This is a genomic window from Acinetobacter sp. SA01 (assembly GCF_011319235.1).
Lineage (GTDB): Bacteria > Pseudomonadota > Gammaproteobacteria > Pseudomonadales > Moraxellaceae > Acinetobacter.
Window position 1 is genome coordinate 226,600 of the sequence record NZ_WXXM01000002.1, and the last position, 19,803, is coordinate 246,402.

The window sequence follows — 19,803 nt, forward strand, 5'->3', positions numbered from 1 at the left end:
TGTAATTATTTACAGTTCAATTCTTTCTGACGATCTTTGATGGCGTCAAGTCGTTGTTGCTCTTTTTCTGAAAATTTTGGCTTGGTTGTATAACAATTGTCATTGCCGAACTTGGCCTTGGCTTCCGGGTCTTTAAAGCAAAAACCTTTAGAGGCATAAATGACATCATGGTCATTTTTTAATTGTTGGCACTCTTGCTCTGCTGTCGCTGCAAAAGCAGTTGCCCCAAAGAAAGTTGTAAAACTAGCCAAAACTGCAACACTAAGCTTGGTCATGAGGGTTTCCTCTGTGAGAATATTGTGTAGAGCACTTCTACACAATATTAGGTTTATTTATTATTATTCAATGGCGAGTAATTACTCAAGTGTAATTTTATTCCAAGATTCGTACATTTTCACAGCACTAGAAAAGTCACTGTCTTTTTCTGCTAAATTACTGGCTGCCTGAATCAGACTTTGAGTCAAGGCAATTACCGGTGCTGACAGTTTGGCATCACGAACCAGATCAAGTGCAATTCCGGTATCTTTTGCCAATAATGGCAGAGCAAAAGTCAGCGGGAAGGCACGATTTAAAATACGTTGTGGCAACACCATTTCCGTTACGCCACTTTTACCGCTTGACGCATTAATGCAGTCTAAAGCTTCATGCAGATTTACCCCATGCGCTTTTAAGGTGGTGAAACCTTCGGCCACTGAACAGAGATTGACGGCTAATAGCATATTGTTCACTGCTTTGACTGCGAAACCTGCACCTGATTCACCAACATGTTTAATCAGTTTGCCGAAGGCTTGAATTGCAGGAAGGGCTTTTTCAAAAGCAGCAGCTTCACCACCAATCATTACGGTTAATGTGCCATTTTCCGCACCAATGGTTTGCCCGCTCACCGGTGCATCCAGAAAATCCACATTCGATATTTTTAATTGTTGGCTGAGCTTTTTTGCCGATTCGGGAACACCACTGGTGCAATCGACCCATACCGCACCCGATTTAATCTGAACCGTTGCAATAAGATCTTCAACTTCCTTGCTCGTTGGCAGGCAAGAAAAAATGATATCGGCCTGAACCGCTTGCTCAAGTTCTACAGCTTGGGTGCCATATTCAGTTGCATGCTGTTTGGCTTTTTCGAAATTACGGTTCCATACATAGACCGTATCAAAATGTTGAGGTAAATGTGCTGCCATACGGTAACCCATTGCGCCTAAGCCGATAAATGCAACTGACTGAATCATGATGTTTCCTTTATATTTTGCTCGATCTCTGTTTTAGCCAGGTGGTCATGAAAGGCCAGAACTCGTTGGCACTGGACTGGCTAGACATGAGTCCCAAATGACCACCCGGGATAAGAGTAAACGTGACATCCTGACTATTTGTCAATTCAATTAAAGGTTTAACGGCCTCTTTGGAAACAATCCGATCGCTACGACCCGCGCCTACCAGTAAAGAGCAGGCTATATGTTTTAATTCGATATGCTTATCCTGTAATCTGATAACACCGTTTTTGAGCGGATTTTGTAGCCAGACATTAAAAATCATGTCCTGATTGATACCGCCTGGATAGTCAATCATCTGGTTCAGGAAATTACCCATGGTGGCGTGTTCATATAAGGCTTGCAGGTTATCGAGGTTTGCTAGAAGCTGTTTCTGGCTTTGTATCCATCCCACAGGATCAATCATTTTAAAACCGAGTGAATTTAGTATGCCTGGACTATGAATCAGATGCTTGGGTACCGTTCCTGAGTAAATTTTGTTTTGCAGGGTTTTGTTTTTGGCAATCAGTTGATTGGCCTTTTGAAAAAGTTTGCCGGTACGGCCTGATGCATGACTGTCCACCGGACTGCCCAATACAATTAAATTTTTAACATGGTTCGGTTTTTGCAATGCGCAATACAACATGACAAATACACCGGCCATACTCCAGCCATGCAGTGAAATTTCATCACTATGCGAGTGAGTTCGGATCTGGTCTATACAATGCGGAATGGCATCATCAATAAATGACATGAAATTGAGGAAACGATCTCGATAGCTATATCGACCCCATTCGATTAAATAGACATCAAAGCCACTATGTTGAAAGTGTTTTACCAATGAACGGTAGGGATACAGGTCGTAAATGGCCATGTTGATTGCAAGGGGAGCAACAAAAACCAGGGGTTCTTTATATTGCTTATCTAATGAGGCGTAATAGCGCACTCGGGTCTGTTTGTACTCTGCAATGACTTCATAGGGAGTGGCTTGCGATAAAACCAGTGATTTTGAGTTAAATAAAGTCTTTGACAGGTTTTTGAGTTTGCTTTTATGTTTGGCAATTTTATTTTTAACTTGAATCATTGCTGGGGATGCTGACATATGGGGGATTGATCGAAGTGTAGGCGATATTTATGCATTATACCTTGACCTTAAATGCCATAGACGCTCAAAATGTTGGCAATTATTAGCAATACAGTCCAGGACTGGGTAATACAAATGAGCCAACAAGACGACATTGAATACCAATTAGATACCTTAGCCATTCGTACAGGTCATACACGCAGTTTTGAAGGCGAGCATGGTGAGCCGATTTTTCTCACTTCATCATTCGTCTATGAAAATGCAGCAGAAGCCGCAGCTAAGTTTTCTGGTCAGGAACCTGGCAACATTTATTCGCGCTTTACCAATCCGACAGTTGCGATGTTTGAAAAGCGCCTTGCCGCATTAGATGGTGCGGAACGTGCTGTTGCAACCAGTACTGGCATGGCGGCCATCATGGCTGTGGCTATGTCTTATTTGAAACTGGGCGATCACGTCATCTGTTCACGTGCGGTGTTTGGTTCAACGGTTTCTCTTTTTGAAAAATACGTGGCTAAATTTGGTATAGCAGTCGATTTTGTTGATTTAACCGATCTTGATGCGTGGAAAAATGCAATCAAGCCTGAAACCAAATTACTGTTTGTTGAATCTCCGTCCAATCCACTGGCTGAAATTGCCGATATTCAGGCCTTGGCGGATCTGGCTCATGCCAATTGTGCATTACTGGCGATTGATAACAGCTTCTGTACGCCAGTATTGCAACAGCCAATTAAATTAGGGGCTGACCTGGTTGTCTATTCAGCAACCAAATATCTGGATGGTCAAGGTCGCGCATTGGGTGGTGCTGTGGTAGGTAATCACAAATTGCTTGAAGAAGTATTTGGTTATGTTCGCACCACTGGCCCGTCAATGAGCCCATTTAATGCCTGGGTTTTCTTAAAAGGTCTGGAAACTCTGCGTTTACGTATGCGTGAACATTCAGCAAATGCACAAAAACTGGCTGAATTCTTAAATCAGCACGACAAAGTAGAAAAAGTGTATTACGCTGGTTTGCCTTCACATATCGGTCATGAGCTTGCAGCCAAACAGCAAAGCGGTTTCGGCGGTATTGTGTCCTTTGAAGTCAAAGGTGGGCGTGACGGGGCTTGGAAAGTTATCGACAATACCCAGTTTATTTCCATTACCGGTAACCTGGGCGATGTGAAATCAACTATTACTCATCCAGCAACTACCACTCACGGTAAGCTTTCACCAGAAGCCAAAGAAGCTGCAGGGATTCGTGAAGGATTAATCCGTGTATCTGTTGGTTTGGAAGATATTGATGATATTATTCGCGACATTAGTCGTGGTTTAGATTTAATTTAATTTTTTATCTTATTTTTAAGTTTTGTGTTCGGAGTATTTTATGAACATTAACATGTTGATGCAGCAAGCACAGCGCATGCAAAAAGATATGGAAGCCAATGTTAAAAAGGCCAAAGAGCAGCTTGCGCAAACTGAAGTTCATGCTGAAGCAGGCGGCGGTCTGGTAAAAGTCACCATGACTTGCCGTAACGTGGTAAAACGTATCGAAATCAGCCCTGAATTGCTGCAAGACGATGCTGACATGATTGAAGACTTAATCGCGGCTGCAATGAATGATGCTGCACGTCAGGCTGAAGCGATTTCTGAGGAAAAAATGAAAGCGGCAAATTCTGGTATGGGCTTGCCACCAGGTCTTTCAGGTTTATTCTAAGGAATACGTCCAGTGTTTAGTGATCGATTTGATCAACTGGTTCAAGCCTTACGGATTTTGCCAAGTGTTGGGCCGAAATCGGCTCAGCGCATGGCATTACACCTGATCATGAAAAACAGGGAAGGTGCAGTCGGGCTGGCACATGCTTTAAATGAAGCAGCTACCTATATTCAGGAATGTAGTGTTTGTCATTCGCTCACTGAAAATGAAGTCTGCGATATCTGTCTTTCGCATGAACGTGATGATCAGCTGCTCTGTGTGGTGGAATCACCAGCAGATGTGATGGCGATTGAACAAAGTGGCAGTTTTCGGGGTAAATACCATGTGCTGGGTGGACATTTGTCTCCACTGGACGGAATTGGGCCGGAAGAAATCGGGATTCCCTATCTGATTCAGCGCCTGAGTCAGGGCACGGTTTCAGAAGTTATATTGGCAACCAATGCTACTGTAGAAGGTCAGGCGACAGCACATTATCTGGTTGAAGCAACCAAGCATTTACCGATTCAAATGACTCGGATTGCTCAAGGTGTTCCTCAAGGGGGAGAACTTGAATATGTGGATAGTCATACTTTAAGTCAGGCGGTGCATAATCGTATGCGTATGAAATAAGTACCCAGGTGCTTATTTCATTATTTTTGACAAGAATAAGAACTGGGTGGCATTTACGAGAAAAATAGTCTTAAACTTATACAAAAAAAATATAAAAAAATGTTGATTTTTTATTTAAATATTAAAATATGGTGAATATATACGCTAGATGTAGATTTTGTTATATCTAAATGTTATATATCGGTTAATATACTTTTCAAGAGAATCTGCTTTTAGACTCGGTAATATGTTTCAGTTCATTCATCAACAAAAAGATTTAGAAGATATTCTGCACTTGATGGGGCAGACATCCATTTATGGATTGGATACCGAATTCATCAAGGTGGATACTCTTTGGCCTAAACTCGGTGTATTTCAAATTAATGTTGCGGATCGGGTTTTTTTACTTGATGGCACAAGTTTAGACCTGTCGGCATTCTGGAAAAAATTGTTTCAGGCCCAGCAGAATATTTTCCATGCCTGCAGTGAAGATATTGATTTAATTTATCATTACTCACAGCAAAAAAGCCTAAGCAATGTTTTTGATACCCAGATTGGCATGTCTTTTTTAGGTCATGGGCTACAGGTAAGCTATCAAAATGCGTTAAAGCACATGCTGGATGTGGACATTGATAAAGACCAGACCCGATCTGACTGGTTGGCGCGTCCGTTAAGCTCTGAGCAACTCACCTATGCGGCGAATGACGTACTATATCTGATGAATCTATCGAATAAGATCCAGCAGGAATTAGGCGATAAGCACTTACTGGATTTTGCCCTGGAAGATTGCCGTCATCTGACCCATGAAATTGGTCAGGAAACACCTCTAGAGTTGCTTTATCACGATATTGGAAACTACCGGCATTCACGCCGTCAATTGATGCAGTTGCAACAACTGGCTGTGTGGCGCGAACAGATGGTCAAAGCCTTGAATTATCCTCGCAGCTTTATTCTGAAAAATTCCACCCTGATTGATCTGGTGGAAAAAAATCCGCGTAATCATTTCCAGTTGTCTAGTATTAAAGATATTCGTCAAAATATTGTGCGTGAGTATGGTAAAACCATTCTGGACCTACTTAAGTTTTTGCCTGAACAGGCAGAATGGCCACTGCGTATGGCACGTCCAATTCGTCACTCATCCAAAGAAATTGGTGAAAGAGTGGAGAATGTCATTCAGGCCGTGGTGCAGGAAACTACGGTACCTAAAGAAGTATTGATGCGTAAAAAATGGCTCAATGCACTATATCAGCATGTGGTATTTCATAATGATGAACAGGATTTGCCCGCTTATCTGCTTGGTTGGCGCTATGATGTTCTGACCAAGCCACTGATTGATGTGTTACATGCAGATGAAAGTTATCTGTCTACGCAAATGAAAGTGATGGATTAATTTTTAACCATTTTGTTCAAAGAATTAACATTTACACACAATCACGACTGATGCGTTAATAATCACTAATGTATCGGTCTTTTTTTTAATGTATGCTTTGTGCTGAGTTTTATGAGTCCTGTTTCAACTATGCACTGTTCAATTTTTAAATCTAGCAAAAAAGACGAAATGTATCTTTACATCGCCCGTTCAGAAACTTCTGAGAATGAAGCTGAGGCAGTAAATCCGCTGGAAATCTTGCCAGAAGCGATGCGTGTTGCATTTGGTCGTGCAACTTTTGTTATGGATTTGGAGTTAACCGAAAGCCGTAAACTGGCGCGTGTCAATGTATTACATGTGATTGACTCTATTGAAACCAAAGGTTTCTTTATTCAAGTCCCTCCAGAAGGATTAATCAATCCGAATGCGGTTGCACCCGAAGGGCTGCGTGGCGCTTAAAGGCTAATCAGGAGTTGTAACGATGAATAGTTTTTTTTCACTACTAGATTCAATTCCTGAAGATAGCATTGCCGTCACGGTATATCTGCTAGGAAGCGTAATTATTCTTTGGGCCTGGTATGTTATTGCAAAACGTTTGCCTAAGCCGCTAGGTGGAATGACATGGCTCATCGGCTTTGCCATTTTACTCACGCCGACAGTTTCTGAAGGAAATAATGCTGCTATCGCTCCGGCTTTTTTTGGATTGCTATTTGGTCTTTTAACCAAAGAAAAAGCTTTGGTCTGGACCAATGCTTCTCTCATTCTCTTTGTGATCGGGCTTGGCCTGATCATTGGCGCTTTATGGTCAAAATATATGGCCAACAAAGCAAAGTTTGTCGCAAACAACAATAGTTCACCGCTTTAAATAAAACAATAAGGTTAAATCATGTCTGTGGATACTCAACAATTTCTTGGTACAGATCAGTACATTGCGACTGATAGTTTAAAACTTGCCGTTAAAGCAGCACGTAGCTTGCAAAAGCCGCTTTTGGTTAAAGGTGAGCCGGGAACAGGTAAAACCCTGCTTGCCGAACAAGTCGCAGAAAGCTTGGGACTGAAGCTACTCACTTGGCACATCAAGTCGACCACAAAAGCACAGCAAGGCCTGTATGAATACGATGCTGTATCGCGTTTGCGTGATAGCCAGTTAGGTGATGACCGTGTTTATGACATTAAAAACTACATCAAGCCTGGAAAATTGTGGGAAGCCTTCACCAGTGAACAACGCTGTGTCTTGTTGATTGATGAAATTGATAAAGCAGACATTGAGTTTCCGAATGACTTATTGCATGAACTCGACAAAATGTCATTTTTTGTTTATGAAACAGGGGAAACCATCACGGCGACACAGCGTCCAATCGTGATTATTACTTCAAATAATGAAAAAGAACTGCCAGATGCGTTCTTACGCCGCTGTTTTTTCCATTATATTGAATTCCCTGATGAAGCGACCATGCGTGAAATTATTGACGTGCATTTCCCGCAAGTGTCTGCAGCTTTGGTGAATGAAGCTTTACAAGTATTCTTCAAGCTTCGCCATATTCCGGGCTTAAAAAAACCACCATCCACTTCTGAGCTGATTGACTGGTTAAGCCTGCTGATGGCTGATGATATGCCTGAAGATATTTTACGCAAGCATGATAAATCCAAAGCGATTCCACCCTTGTATGGTGCCCTGATTAAAAACGAGCAAGATGTGCAGTTGCTTGAACGTTTAGCCTTTATGTCGCGTCGCTAAGGGAGAAACACGCATGTTTGTGCGATTGTTTTATACCTTACGCAAATACGGTGTGCCAGTATCAACCCGTGAACTGATTGATCTGAATGAAGCTGTAGCTTCAGGCTTGGTGTTTGCCAATCAGGAAGAGTTCTATGGACTCGCCAAAACGGTTATGGTTAAAGATGAGCGTTTCTTTGACAAGTTTGATCGAGCCATGAAAGATTACTTTGATGGCATCTCCACTTTTGATCTGGATGATTTGCTTAATCAGGTGCATAAGTTACCAAAAGACTGGTTTGATCTGGAACTTCTGGAAAAGCATCTCACGCCTGAGCAGCGGGAAGAATTGAAAAAAGCTGGCTCACTGGAAGAGCTGATGAAGATGCTGGAAGAGCGTCTTCGTGAGCAGCATAAGAAGCATCAAGGCGGTAACAAGATGATTGGTACCGGTGGCACCTCACCCTTTGGGGCGTATGGTGATCATCCTGAAGGTGTGCGTATTGGTGGGCCGGGACGTAAACGTTCTGCGGTTAAGGTTTGGGAACAGCGTAAATACCAAAACCTGGATGATGAACAGATTTTAGGTACACGGCAAATGCAAATGGCACTCCGCCGTTTACGCAAGTTTGCCCGTCAAGGCGCAGCTGAAGAACTGGATATTAACAGCACGATTCGTGAAACCGCCAAGCAAGGTATTTTAGATGTACAGCTGGTTCCGGAACGTCGCAACCGTATTAAAGTGCTGATGTTGTTCGATGTTGGTGGGTCGATGGACTCGTATATCGCTGAATGTGAAAAACTGTTCAGTGCGGCCAAAACCGAATTTAAAACTTTAGAATATTTTTATTTTCATAACTGTTTGTATGATTATGTCTGGAAAGACAATATCCGCCGTTCTAATACCCGCATGAATACCTGGGATTTATTCAATACTTATGGGCGCGACTATCGGGTAATTGTGGTAGGGGATGCCAGTATGGCACCTTATGAGCTGAACTCAGTGGGTGGTTCTGTTGAATATATGAATGATGAAGCAGGTAATGTCTGGTTACAGCGTTTACGTCAACATTTTGAAAAGACGGCCTGGCTTAATCCAGAACAAGACAGTTATTGGCATTACACCCATACCATTGGTCAGATCAAACAAATCTTTGAAGATCATATGTATCCCATGACCTTAAAGGGTGTGGAAGACATGACAAAATATTTGGCTCGTTAAACGTATTGAAATTAAATGCGTTCTTTTTAAATGAAGGAATTGAAAATGGATCATCAAATTAATGGCATCCCATTACCCAATGAAGAAGGTTTCTTTGGACAATACGGTGGTCAGTTTATTCCGCCTCATTTAAAAGAAGCGATGGATGAAATTAATGTCGCGTATGAGCAAATTCGCCATACTGCAGAATTCCAGAATGAACTAGCTGATTTATTTGCCAACTATGTGGGTCGTCCAAGTCCGCTGTTTCATGCCAAACGTTTGTCTGACCAATTGGGTGGAGCGCAAATTTACCTGAAACGTGAAGATTTAAATCACACCGGTGCACATAAGATTAATCATTGCCTAGGCGAAGCTTTGCTTGCCAAGTACATGGGTAAGAAAAAAGTCATTGCTGAAACGGGTGCAGGCCAGCATGGTGTGGCACTTGCAACTGCATGTGCCTTAGTCGGTATTCCATGTGAAATTCATATGGGGCAAGTGGATATTGAAAAAGAACATCCGAACGTGGTGAAGATGAAGATCTTGGGTGCCAACCTGATTTCTGTTACCCGTGGTACGGCAACATTAAAAGATGCAGTAGACAGCGCGTTTGAAGAATATCTCAAAGACCCGAAAAACTTTATTTATGCGATTGGTTCAGTGGTTGGTCCACATCCATTCCCGAAAATGGTGCGTGACTTTCAGGCAATTATTGGTGATGAAATTAAAGTTCAGACTAATGACCGTTTTGGTTCAAACCCGGATTATATCGTAGCTTGTGTTGGTGGTGGTTCAAATGCCATGGGTGCCTTTTCTGCATTTTTAAACGATGCCGATGTAAAACTAGTAGGTGTAGAACCTGCGGGCCATGGTCTGGATACCACGATGCACTCAGCTACCCTGACTTTGGGTAAACCAAGCCAGCTTCACGGAATGGCATGTTATGTCCTTGAAGATGAACAGGGTGAGCCTTTGCCGGTACATTCGATTGCTTCAGGTCTGGATTATCCGGGCGTAGGTCCACAGCACAGCTTGTTGAAAGACTTGGGCCGTGTGGAATATACCTCAGCAACAGATCAGGAATGTCTGGATGCTTTTATGACACTTTCACGTGTAGAGGGAATTGTTCCTGCACTTGAAAGTTCTCATGCAGTCGCCTGGGCTTTGCGTGAAGCACCAAAAATGGCGAAAGATGTGAAAATTGTCGTGAATGTTTCGGGTCGTGGCGATAAAGACTCGGATTATGTGGCGGAAAAATTAGGCTTGAACTAATTATAAAATCTCCCTCTTACATCATATGTGCTCATTTTTTTAAAGAAGGTTTCTTTTTCCATCTTTATAAGAAGATAGCTAAAGTCTCTCTTTATGAAAGGGAGCTTTAAAGGGATTAAAAAAACCTCTCATTTCGAGAGGTTTTTTAATGTGCTTTAAATCTTAACTGGCGATATATTGCTGCAATTGATCGATTAATTTGCGCTGATCTTCCATTACGGCTTTGACCAAATCACCAATCGAGATTAACCCTACCAGTTTTGAATTTTCAACTACAGGAAGATGACGTAAATGGCGATCAGTCATTAAACTTAAACAGTCTTCAACACTGGTGGATTTAGTCACGGTCAGTACTTTAGCAGTCATGATTTCACCGACTGTCGTTTCTTTAGAGGTCCGTTCCATCAACGTCACTTTACGCATGTAATCACGTTCAGAAAGAATACCGACCACTTTCTCTTGATCAGTCACGACCAGTGCACCAATGCCTTTATCTGCCATAAGCGAAATTGCTTCAAGTACCGTTGATTCTGGATCAATCGTAAAAATGGTTTTATCAATTTTATCGTGAATAACTTGTGCAACATTAGTCATTTATTATCATCCTTTTTGTTCCTTATTTGACATTAAACTTAGCGCGAAATCAGAAAAATGCAAATACTTTTCAGGTCATTAATAAAAATTTACATTTCTCTGAATTTCACTTTTAATATTTGCCGCAAACCCTCAAGCAGATTGTAAAGATTCAGCAAAAAAGAAATGCCGCATCTGTTGTGTGGTCAATTTAAATTTTTGGCTAGATGAATTACAAAGTGCGGGGGTAACATTTAAACGAGTGAGTGTTGGTAACAGCAAGTCCTGAAAATCAGCTGAGGTAATCTTACGTGGTGTATAATTTGGCCAATGACGTTCGGCATATTTTTGTGCCTGTAGACCGTTTAGCCAAAAGGGAAAAATAAAATCTTCATGGTCAGACATCATGGCCCAACCCTGCTGATGATATAAACCCCACAGTACACCACAATACATCATAGATTTTAAAATCGTGATCTTAAAAAATAAGTCTTTAGGAATAGGCTGTAATGAATTAATTTGATTCATACCCGAATACATGTAGTGAATTCAGCATTTATTGTAAGGAATGAAGATGAAAGTTCAGTGTAAGCTTTGAGAAACTATGTAAATAAATATGTATTTAAAAACAGAAAGCATTAAAAAACGCCACCTTGGTGACGTTTGATTAGGCTTGCATCGTGGCCAGTTTCTGCCAATATTGTGCTTTGAGTGAGTCGCGTTCTACCCGGAAACCTTGATAATAAAGTTCTGCTAAAAATAAGGCAGCTTTACCATGTCCGGCACGAGCCACTTCTTCCAGTTTTTGAACTGCATCTGCAAAATTCATTTGAGACTGAATGGTATTGACTGCATCTGCATATGCATGTTCTAGGTCTTGATGAGAGAGTTGTTGAATCATAGTAAACTCCTTATTGTAATTATGATTGCTAGATAGACTAATAAGTTTCTCTTGAAACTAATTTAACTAGGTATTGTTAAATTAATATTACATCGAATCTAAATTGTCAAACAATATCTATGGGCTATATTATTAAATTCAAGGTTACATGATTAAACAATATACAAAATGATTTTTGCTTAGTATGTTAATGAGAGTTTGAAAATATAAGGAGAATAATATGACAAAAACATTAGATGGTTTTACATTCGATTTGCCTCCTACTGCAGATCAAATCATTGAACTTGCACATCAGCATCGTAAAAATTTAGACGAAGCCATTTTCCATCAGGAAATTCACTTGGGTAATTATTGTTTGGCACAGCGTAAAAGAGTTTATGATTTTACTCGCCAGCTTGATATACAGCAACGTGAGGATTTTTATAGTATCTATAATGGTGAGTTGCTGCGCATAGCGGACGATGATGAACTGCATCCCGTGCATGCTGAAAGAGGAGTGGGGGCTTTTGCAATTCTAGTGGTATTAGTGATTATCGCACTGGTGCTTTACTTTGCAGTAATCCGGAATGTCATTGTCTAATCGCTGAATTGATTTGCTTGATTTCTGTGGTAAATATGGCGAAATTGAGCAAATCTGCTTGTGCTTCTTTATTCTGCATCCTACACTACCTTGAATTCGAGGTAGGTTATGCATAGCGCTGTACAAAAAATTGTTCAATTAAAATCTCAAATAAAGCTGGAAGATATTTATAACGGATTTGTCGTTACAATCATTGCCATTATTCTGATTCTTGCTTTCATTGCCTTGCATCGTCCCATTACTGTTAAACAATTTGAAAATGTAGTGCAACTTTCAGCTCAAGCCAATTATCCGGCGACCCAAGAAATGGCTCTGCTCTTGATACAGCAACCTCAGATTCCTTATGCACAATATTTCAAATTGATGCAGGCGCATCATCTGGAGATGACACAGGCTCATCAGTTACCTCCTTTACAGGCGGAGCAATAATTGTTTTAGGGATTGGCTCAACCGAAGGCGTGTTTGAGTGAACTTGGGGACTTAAATCTTGTTTAAGTATTGTCTCCAGCGCGGCTTTGTCTAATTTATCATTGACCACAATAATAGTGAGGCGTTCAGGGTGCAGATGTTTTTGAAGGGCATTCTGAACATCTTGCACGGTAATTTTTTCTAATAATTGGGGATAATTGCTCAGGTAGTCAGCGGGCTGATTGTAAAATCCTAGCGAACCTAACTGTGCATTGATACTGGCATTACTACTATAATTATTCGGAAAAGCGCGTAACATGCCGGCCTTGGTTTCTTCCAGCTGTTTTGGGTTAATAGGTTGGCTGACAAAATTGATCAAGGCTTGATGAGCAACCTGTATGCTGTCGAGCAACTGGTCTTGTCGGGTTGAATAACTAAAACTGAACATTCCTGGCGCCTGACTAAATGAAAATGAACTATAAGCCCCATAGGTAAAACCGCGCTTAATCCGTAGTTCTTTCATTAAGATAGAATTAAAACCACTTCCGCCAAACATCTGGTTGGCCACTTCCAGGGCGAGTCGATCCGGATCAAAACGTGTAGGGCCCAGTTGTCCCATCATGACATGCGCCTGACTGGAGTTAAACTTGATTTGGCGAATATCAAAACCTGATTTATCGATGGGTTGAGCCAGTGGTTTGGCTTTTTTACCTTGTTTTAAATTGCCAGCAATGCGTTCAGAAAGTTGCTGTGCCTGTTTGGGACTGAGTTGACCGGTAATGGCAATGTTCAGATTCTGAGCCACTAGAAATTGATTGCTAAATTGTTGTAATTGTTCTTGTGTGATTTTGCTAATACTGCGCTGAGTCCCGGTAATGGGTTCGGCATAGGCATGTTTTCCATATAAAGCACGGTAAAATAAAATACTCATCATGCGGCCAGGGCTTTCCTGAATCTGTTTCTGGCCGACTTGAGTATTGCTTAATACCAGATCGATACTGGGTTTTTTAAAGGTGGAATGGTTGAGTACTCCCAGCAGCATGGCTATAGCCGGTTCAAGGTTTTTAGGCTCAGACAATACCCGTAATTTTACAATAAACATGTCCCGATACGCCTGAGCACTAAATCGTGCCCCTACATTTTCAAAAATATGGGCAATTTCATTGGCCGTATATTTTTCTGTTCCTTCATCAATCAGTTTTGCTGCCATATTAGCAATACCAAATAAACCTGGTGCGATTTCTTCATCCCGGGCCGAGCCAGCATTAAAGGTCAGTTGAATATCGACCATGGGTAGGTCTTGCGATTCCACAAATAGCGTACGAACATTATATTTGTTTTTGAGATCATGCACATAAGGGGCATGAAATTGATTTTGTGGATTGCTGATTTTTAAACTTTGTAGCAGTGGAATGGATTTCAGCTGTGTCAGATTGTCATCGGGAAGGGTATTTAAATCAATTTCAGCACTTGCTGCTTGAACCCAGATCATCATAGAAACAAAGATAAGGCAAGAATGCAGCTTGAACATGGCAAATTCCACTATTGGGTTTTATTTTCAGGAAAAAGGTATAAGGTACTCAAATTGTCACTGCTGAAATAAATATTCGCCACGCGGTGTATATCTTGCGGGGTGACAGTTTCAAAATGTTTGGGCAGTTCATCCATTAAGCGAAAACTTAAACCGTTAATCTCTAGATTGCCGATCATCTGGGCTTGTCCGGCAATGTCATCCTGACTATAGACTAAATTGGAGACATATTTAGCTGTCACTCGCTTGATTTCTGTGGGTTTGACCAGCTCCGTTTTGAGCAGCTCAATTTCAGCTTGAATGGCTTGTTCTGCCTCTGGCAAACTCAATCCGTCTGTAGGCAAGGCTGAAATACTCAATAAGCTATCTCCGCGGCTATAAGGATCATAAGACACACTGACCGAGGTTAATATTTTTTTGTCCCTAACCAGACGATCTTGTAGTCGTGAAGAAATTCCACTGTCCAAGATGTTCTTGATGATGGTTAAGGCATAAGCATCTTGCGGATTTTGGGCTGTAGCCAGTGAGCGCACGTTCCAGGCCATAAGCAGGTTTGCTACTTTTACTGGAAAATTCAATTCCATATGGCGATAACCGATATGGTCAAATTCTAATACGTCATTGCGTGGCGGGGTTTTTCTGACAGGGATATCGGCAAAATACTTTTGTACTTGCAGCAAGGTTTGTTCAGTGTCGACATCACCGACAATCACAAGGAGAGCATTATTGGGGCTATACCAGTCACGATACCATTTTTTGATATCTTCAAGTCGAATGTTTTGCAGATTTTTCATGTGGCCAATCACCGGTTGGCGATAATGGCTGGTTGGATAGGTGATCCATTTAAAACGTTCGAAAGCTAGGGATCGGGGATTGTCATCTGTGCGTAGGCGCCGTTCTTCCATTACCACTTTAATTTCAGGATCAAAATCCTGCTGACGTAATAACAGGTTGCTCATCCTGTCTGCTTCAAGTTCTAAAGCCAGTGGGAAATAGGTTTTAGGGTAGAGCTGGTAATAATTGGTGTAATTGGTAAAAGTTGAAGCATTGATGCGCCCACCATACATACGGCTTAAGCGGGTAAATTCATCATCGGGAACTTTTTGCGTACCTTTAAACATCATATGTTCCAGTACATGCGAAATGCCTAATAAGTTCCCCGATTCATCACTGCTGCCTACCCGGTACCAGATTTGCGTCATGACCATAGGAGAACGGTGATCTTCCCGAATAATTACTTTTAAACCGTTTTTGAGTGTAGTTTCAAAGGTCGTAGGTGTCAGTTTACTGCGAGTGTCTGCATGTACCCAGCCACTTTGAAGCATCAATAAAGCCAATGTGAGCGTTAAAACTGGATTTTTAAAAAAAGACGGCTTTAAAAAAAGTGGGTAGCTGCTTTCGAGCACAAGATTTACCCCCAGTCATAAATTATATTTATGATCATTTTTCAGAAACTTTTGCTTGAAAGCAAAGGTTAAGTTGTTGGTTTTTGGTGTGTTCAGTGTCTATTGGAAAACGCAGGACAAAACTATGCTAGAATCCTTGTTTTTTAACGCTATGCTTTTCAAGGATTCGGCATGCAACAGCAATCTAATGGGCAAAATAAATTTTTGATTGATGCTGATATCGGGGATGACGATGTCACTTTACCGAATTTACCTGCGGTAAATATCCCTATTGTTGAAACTCAAAATAAACAAGCTACTGTTTCTGCGCCTGTAGCCACAGAAACCGAGCAAACAGAAATAGAGCAAGGCGCTACGTCTAAAGGTGGCTTTTTTAGCCGCATGAAAGAAGGCTTGACCAAAACCCGTAAAAACCTTGCCGATGGTATGGTCAACATTCTCATTGGTGGTAAAGAAATCGATGATGAATTGCTGGAAGAAGTGGAAGAGCAATTACTGGTTGCAGATATTGGTGTAGATGCAACCAAAACCATTATTGCCAATTTAACTGAACGTACTGCACGTGGTGATCTGATTTATTCACATTCGCTTTATAAAGCGTTGCAAGAAGAATTGGTGGCATTGCTTGCTCCGCGTGTTAAGCCTTTACATATTGATCCAAATAAAAAACCATTTGTGATTTTGGTGGTAGGGGTTAATGGCGTGGGTAAAACCACTACGATTGGTAAGTTGGCAAAACGTTTGCAAGGCGAAGGCAAAAAAGTCATGCTGGCTGCGGGCGATACCTTCCGTGCTGCAGCAACAGAACAATTACAAATTTGGGGCGAACGCAACAATATTTCAGTGGTTGCACAGGGTCATGGTGCAGACAGTGCATCCGTCATTTTTGATGCTTTTGAAAGTGCACGTGCCAAAGGCGTGGATGTGCTGATTGCTGATACTGCGGGTCGTTTGCATAACAAAGGTCATTTAATGCAAGAGTTGACCAAAGTAAAACGTGTGATGCAAAAAATTGATGCGACAGCACCGCATGAGATTATGCTGGTGGTGGATGCGGGTACTGGTCAAAATGCAATTAATCAGGTTGAAATGTTTGATGAAGCTGTTGGCTTGACAGGGCTCACTATTACCAAGCTCGATGGCACGGCTAAAGGCGGGGTGCTATTTAATATCGCCAGCCGTACCCATGTACCTATTCGCTTTATTGGTGTGGGTGAGAAAATTGATGATCTACGTCCATTTTCGGCAAAATCATTTGTTGCAGCATTATTCGAAACTGAAAAGTAAAATGCGTGATATTTCACACAAACTCCGCTAAATGCGGAGTTTGTTGTTTTAGTGATAATTGTTTGATTTAAAAAACAACATTCAAAAATCCCAGATCCAAAGCTCAGCCTTATAAAACCGTTAGAATATGAAAAAATCTTAAAAGCTTTAGCATTCTTATTGGGGAGTACTGTTGTGGCATTATTAGAGAAAATTGGTCATGTCCTTACCACAGATATCACCAAAGAATTGAAATTTAAAAAAAGAGCTGTTGAAGAGGTGAATGAATTAACATTTGTTGATCAATTAAAAAAACGTCGCAGTATTTATGTTCTAGGAAGAAAGGTTCATTTTAGCCAGGCCTATTTGGCAGAGTTGATTCAAGAGGCTGTGCGAAGCTGTCCATCTGCATTAAATTGTCAAAGTTCTAGAATTGTGGTGTTGTTTGGTGATTCCCATAAGCAATTTTGGGAAATTGTTAAAGAAGTACAACGTAAACTAGTCGCCGTACATGTATTCGCCGGTACAGCAATGAAAATAGATCAATGCATGGCAGGGTATGGAACGGTATTGTTCTATGAAGATCAGAACATTATTCAAAAATTGCAAAAGAAAATTCCTTTTAATGCTGATGATTTTCCAATCTGGTCAGAACAGACATCGGGTATGGCGCAATATGCAGTATGGACAGCCTTGGCTGATTCAGGCATCGGTGCCTGTCTGCAGCATTATAATCCGAGTATAGATACGGCAGTTGCGGAACATTTTCACATTAATGAATCTTGGTTGCTGCGAGCACAGCTGGTTTTTGGTTCCATTGAACAAGAAGCAGAGATTAAACAAGAACCTCAAAATGCTGAACGATTTAGAATTCTGAATTAATCTGATCGTGATATCAATAAAGCATTTTTTATAGGTGCTTTATTGTTTTATATCGGTTGAAAATCAACTATAAAACTATTCTATAAATAAAACACAATGTCACTTTTTTAATTGCGGAATACTTCTAAAATTAACATAAGATCAATATATTCTAATTACGGTTATTAAAATTCCAAGAAGGTGAGCCATGTCATTTTTAGCCCATATGAAACAACGCCGTACTATTTATGCAATTGGTCAAAACGTTCCGATCGCAGCTGATCAAATCGAAGAGATTATTAAAGAGGCAGTACGAAATAGCCCTTCGGCTTTCAATTCACAAACTTCACGTATCGTGACTCTATATGGAGAATCACATGCGAAATTCTGGAGTATCGTACGTGAAACATTACGTAAAATTGTGCCAGAAGATTCATTTGCAAGTACTAATGCAAAAATTAACAGTTTTGCAGCCGGTTATGGCACGGTACTGTTTTTTGAAGATCAGGATGCGGTAAAATCTCTCCAAGAACAATTCCCCTTATATGCTGAGCATTTTCCAGCATGGTCAGAGCATTCGACTGGCATTGCACAGTTTGCTGTATGGGCATCATTGGCAGAACAGCATATTGGTGCTTCCTTGCAGCATTACAATCCCGTGATTGATGATGAAGTGGCAGCCACCTTCGATATTCCAAAAAACTGGAAATTACGTGCCGAATTGGTGTTTGGTTCAATTGAAGTACCAGCGGGAGAAAAAACATTTCTTGATGATAGTATCCGTTTCAAAAGATTTGACTGATCAATGTTTTACTTAAGTCAAGTTAAGAGAGTGCTGAAACGGCACTCTTTTTATTGATAAAGTGATGATAGATAAATCAATTAAGCTGCAAAGCTTATCTCAACAAAGTCTTGAAAATACAGCTGTATTAAAAATAGCTTTGTCATAAAATTGTCATTTGTTAATTGCATAGTGCAATTTATTTTTAATATTCAAAGAAGAGATAGTGGGATGAGCCTAAAATTAACTTTTGCTGCAGCTGCATTGATGGTAAGTAGTGCGGCATTTTCAGCCGTTACTATTTCAGCACCAGAAGAAATTAAAATTCTAGCGGTGAATGATCAGGAAGTTAATACGGGATTATTTCGTGCCAAGAACAATCAATACAAAGTTGATGCAGGTATTAGCAATATTAGTATGCGTTACACTCAGTATTTTGAACATTTGAATGGTGAACACGATATTGTGAAATCATCTGTAGTGACTGTCCGCACGCCCATTTTGCAAGATGGTGAAGAATATCGACTGGATCTGATTAATGCACCGGCAAATTTTGAAGCTGCAAAAAAATATGCTGAACAACCTGTGGTGGCATTGTTTGATAAAAATAATCAGATGCTGGTGCAGCAAGTAGGTGCAAACACAGAACAAAAACCATGGTTAGGACAAGGTATATTTTCAAAAACTACAGATTTGACTCAAAAGAAAACAGCTTTGCAGAATCAGCCAGCACCTATATATACACAAGCAGCAGTGCAATCAAAAATGGTGGCAGCTACTTCTAGTGAGTCGTTAACTTCAGGAGTAACTGCTGATCAGCAACTGATTCAATTATGGCAAAAAGCAAATAAAGCAGAACGTCAGAAGTTTATGTCATGGCTAGCAGAGCATTCCAATTAATAAATCTCAATAAAACCAGCCTAAAGCTGGTTTTATTATTTTGAGAAGGACGAATAAAAATTAAAATGGTAAAAATTATCTAAAAAATGAATGTTGCAATGTGTAAAAAACACTCAAAATAGTCTTTAAATATGCTAAAAATACCTTCTTGGGTTAAAAAACAAACACTCGAATGTAAAATTAGAGAAAATTCTATAATAGGGGTTGTGTTGATTTAAAAACTCTATAGAATACGCTGCATCCCGACGCGATACAGCAAGCGAACTTAGCTGAATAGGTTAAGTTGTTAAATGTTTATTGCGTTATATTTTCTACTGATGAGGTAGGGAATAGATCATTAAGAGATTATGAAGAACAACTTGTGTGGATTTTTACTGGTTGATTGATCGAAATTATTTTCATTGATTGATGGTAGAAATTAC

23 protein-coding genes are annotated in these 19,803 nt (G+C 40.6%); 15 read left to right on the top strand and 8 right to left on the bottom strand.

Annotated elements, in window-relative coordinates; translation table 11 throughout:
- Positions 1-5: 5 nt before the first annotated feature.
- From GTU69_RS04115 to GTU69_RS04125, 3 genes are all read right to left on the bottom strand, one after another.
- Positions 6-275, bottom strand: coding sequence for a YARHG domain-containing protein (locus GTU69_RS04115; protein ID WP_086196306.1), 270 nt, complete (start codon positions 273-275; stop codon positions 6-8).
- An 81-nt stretch (positions 276-356) separates the two neighbouring features.
- On the bottom strand, positions 357-1,229 hold the full coding sequence (locus tag GTU69_RS04120) for an NAD(P)-dependent oxidoreductase (protein ID WP_166168407.1): 873 nt from the start codon (positions 1,227-1,229) through the stop codon (positions 357-359).
- A 10-nt stretch (positions 1,230-1,239) separates the two neighbouring features.
- Positions 1,240-2,331: an alpha/beta fold hydrolase gene (locus GTU69_RS04125; RefSeq protein ID WP_166168410.1), complete on the bottom strand. Its 1,092-nt coding sequence runs from the start codon at positions 2,329-2,331 to the stop codon at positions 1,240-1,242.
- 135 nt (positions 2,332-2,466) lie between these two features.
- Between GTU69_RS04125 and GTU69_RS04130 the strand changes: the two genes are divergently transcribed.
- The 9 genes from GTU69_RS04130 (at position 2,467) to trpB (ending at position 10,174) form a co-directional block, all read left to right on the top strand.
- Positions 2,467-3,654, top strand: a complete 1,188-nt coding sequence (locus tag GTU69_RS04130; protein WP_166168413.1) for an O-succinylhomoserine sulfhydrylase — start codon at positions 2,467-2,469, stop codon at positions 3,652-3,654.
- A gap of 40 nt (positions 3,655-3,694) precedes the next feature.
- Positions 3,695-4,024, top strand: a complete 330-nt coding sequence (locus tag GTU69_RS04135) for a YbaB/EbfC family nucleoid-associated protein (RefSeq protein ID WP_086196303.1) — start codon at positions 3,695-3,697, stop codon at positions 4,022-4,024.
- A 12-nt stretch (positions 4,025-4,036) separates the two neighbouring features.
- Positions 4,037-4,633: a recombination mediator RecR gene (recR, locus tag GTU69_RS04140; RefSeq protein ID WP_092819481.1), complete on the top strand. Its 597-nt coding sequence runs from the start codon at positions 4,037-4,039 to the stop codon at positions 4,631-4,633.
- Between the two features lie 226 nt (positions 4,634-4,859).
- Complete coding sequence (locus tag GTU69_RS04145; RefSeq protein WP_166168416.1) at positions 4,860-6,002, top strand: HRDC domain-containing protein; 1,143 nt, start codon at positions 4,860-4,862, stop codon at positions 6,000-6,002.
- Positions 6,003-6,131: 129 nt separating this feature from the next.
- Positions 6,132-6,440: a YcgL domain-containing protein gene (locus GTU69_RS04150; RefSeq protein WP_166168475.1), complete on the top strand. Its 309-nt coding sequence runs from the start codon at positions 6,132-6,134 to the stop codon at positions 6,438-6,440.
- Positions 6,441-6,462: 22 nt separating this feature from the next.
- On the top strand, positions 6,463-6,846 hold the full coding sequence (locus tag GTU69_RS04155; RefSeq protein WP_086196299.1) for a hypothetical protein: 384 nt from the start codon (positions 6,463-6,465) through the stop codon (positions 6,844-6,846).
- A gap of 21 nt (positions 6,847-6,867) precedes the next feature.
- A complete protein-coding gene (locus GTU69_RS04160) occupies positions 6,868-7,719 on the top strand; it encodes a MoxR family ATPase (protein ID WP_166168419.1) in 852 nt (283 codons plus the stop codon).
- Between the two features lie 13 nt (positions 7,720-7,732).
- Positions 7,733-8,920, top strand: a complete 1,188-nt coding sequence (locus GTU69_RS04165) for a VWA domain-containing protein (protein ID WP_166168422.1) — start codon at positions 7,733-7,735, stop codon at positions 8,918-8,920.
- 45 nt (positions 8,921-8,965) lie between these two features.
- Positions 8,966-10,174, top strand: coding sequence for a tryptophan synthase subunit beta (trpB, locus tag GTU69_RS04170; protein WP_166168425.1), 1,209 nt, complete (start codon positions 8,966-8,968; stop codon positions 10,172-10,174).
- Between the two features lie 162 nt (positions 10,175-10,336).
- Here trpB and GTU69_RS04175 read toward each other — a convergent pair whose 3' ends face one another.
- From GTU69_RS04175 to GTU69_RS04185, 3 genes are all read right to left on the bottom strand, one after another.
- A complete protein-coding gene (locus GTU69_RS04175; RefSeq protein WP_086196295.1) occupies positions 10,337-10,768 on the bottom strand; it encodes a CBS domain-containing protein in 432 nt (143 codons plus the stop codon).
- 132 nt (positions 10,769-10,900) lie between these two features.
- A complete protein-coding gene (locus GTU69_RS04180) occupies positions 10,901-11,275 on the bottom strand; it encodes a DUF2750 domain-containing protein (RefSeq protein WP_166168428.1) in 375 nt (124 codons plus the stop codon).
- 139 nt (positions 11,276-11,414) lie between these two features.
- Positions 11,415-11,648 carry a hypothetical protein gene (locus GTU69_RS04185; RefSeq protein ID WP_166168431.1) on the bottom strand — a complete coding sequence of 78 codons (234 nt, stop codon included), beginning with the start codon at positions 11,646-11,648 and terminating at the stop codon, positions 11,415-11,417.
- A gap of 220 nt (positions 11,649-11,868) precedes the next feature.
- Here GTU69_RS04185 and GTU69_RS04190 point away from each other — a divergent pair, with 220 nt between their 5' ends.
- Positions 11,869-12,228 carry a hypothetical protein gene (locus tag GTU69_RS04190; RefSeq protein WP_166168434.1) on the top strand — a complete coding sequence of 120 codons (360 nt, stop codon included), beginning with the start codon at positions 11,869-11,871 and terminating at the stop codon, positions 12,226-12,228.
- A gap of 108 nt (positions 12,229-12,336) precedes the next feature.
- Positions 12,337-12,657: a hypothetical protein gene (locus GTU69_RS04195; RefSeq protein ID WP_166168437.1), complete on the top strand. Its 321-nt coding sequence runs from the start codon at positions 12,337-12,339 to the stop codon at positions 12,655-12,657.
- Here GTU69_RS04195 and GTU69_RS04200 read toward each other — a convergent pair.
- Both GTU69_RS04200 and GTU69_RS04205 read right to left on the bottom strand, forming a co-directional pair.
- Positions 12,584-14,167 carry a pitrilysin family protein gene (locus GTU69_RS04200; protein WP_166168440.1) on the bottom strand — a complete coding sequence of 528 codons (1,584 nt, stop codon included), beginning with the start codon at positions 14,165-14,167 and terminating at the stop codon, positions 12,584-12,586. The genes GTU69_RS04195 and GTU69_RS04200 overlap by 74 nt on opposite strands.
- A gap of 11 nt (positions 14,168-14,178) precedes the next feature.
- On the bottom strand, positions 14,179-15,492 hold the full coding sequence (locus GTU69_RS04205; RefSeq protein WP_166168443.1) for a pitrilysin family protein: 1,314 nt from the start codon (positions 15,490-15,492) through the stop codon (positions 14,179-14,181).
- 252 nt (positions 15,493-15,744) lie between these two features.
- On the opposite strand from GTU69_RS04205, the gene ftsY reads away from it, so the two are divergent.
- The 4 genes from ftsY to GTU69_RS04225 all read left to right on the top strand — a co-directional run bounded on the left by ftsY (position 15,745) and on the right by GTU69_RS04225 (position 19,381).
- Positions 15,745-16,860 (top strand): signal recognition particle-docking protein FtsY, encoded by a 1,116-nt coding sequence (gene ftsY, locus GTU69_RS04210; protein WP_166168447.1) that lies wholly within the window; start codon positions 15,745-15,747, stop codon positions 16,858-16,860.
- Between the two features lie 174 nt (positions 16,861-17,034).
- Positions 17,035-17,721: a nitroreductase family protein gene (locus GTU69_RS04215; protein WP_166168450.1), complete on the top strand. Its 687-nt coding sequence runs from the start codon at positions 17,035-17,037 to the stop codon at positions 17,719-17,721.
- 187 nt (positions 17,722-17,908) lie between these two features.
- Positions 17,909-18,502 (top strand): nitroreductase family protein, encoded by a 594-nt coding sequence (locus tag GTU69_RS04220; RefSeq protein ID WP_166168453.1) that lies wholly within the window; start codon positions 17,909-17,911, stop codon positions 18,500-18,502.
- 210 nt (positions 18,503-18,712) lie between these two features.
- A complete protein-coding gene (locus GTU69_RS04225) occupies positions 18,713-19,381 on the top strand; it encodes a DUF2057 family protein (RefSeq protein ID WP_166168456.1) in 669 nt (222 codons plus the stop codon).
- Positions 19,382-19,803: the final 422 nt, after the last annotated feature.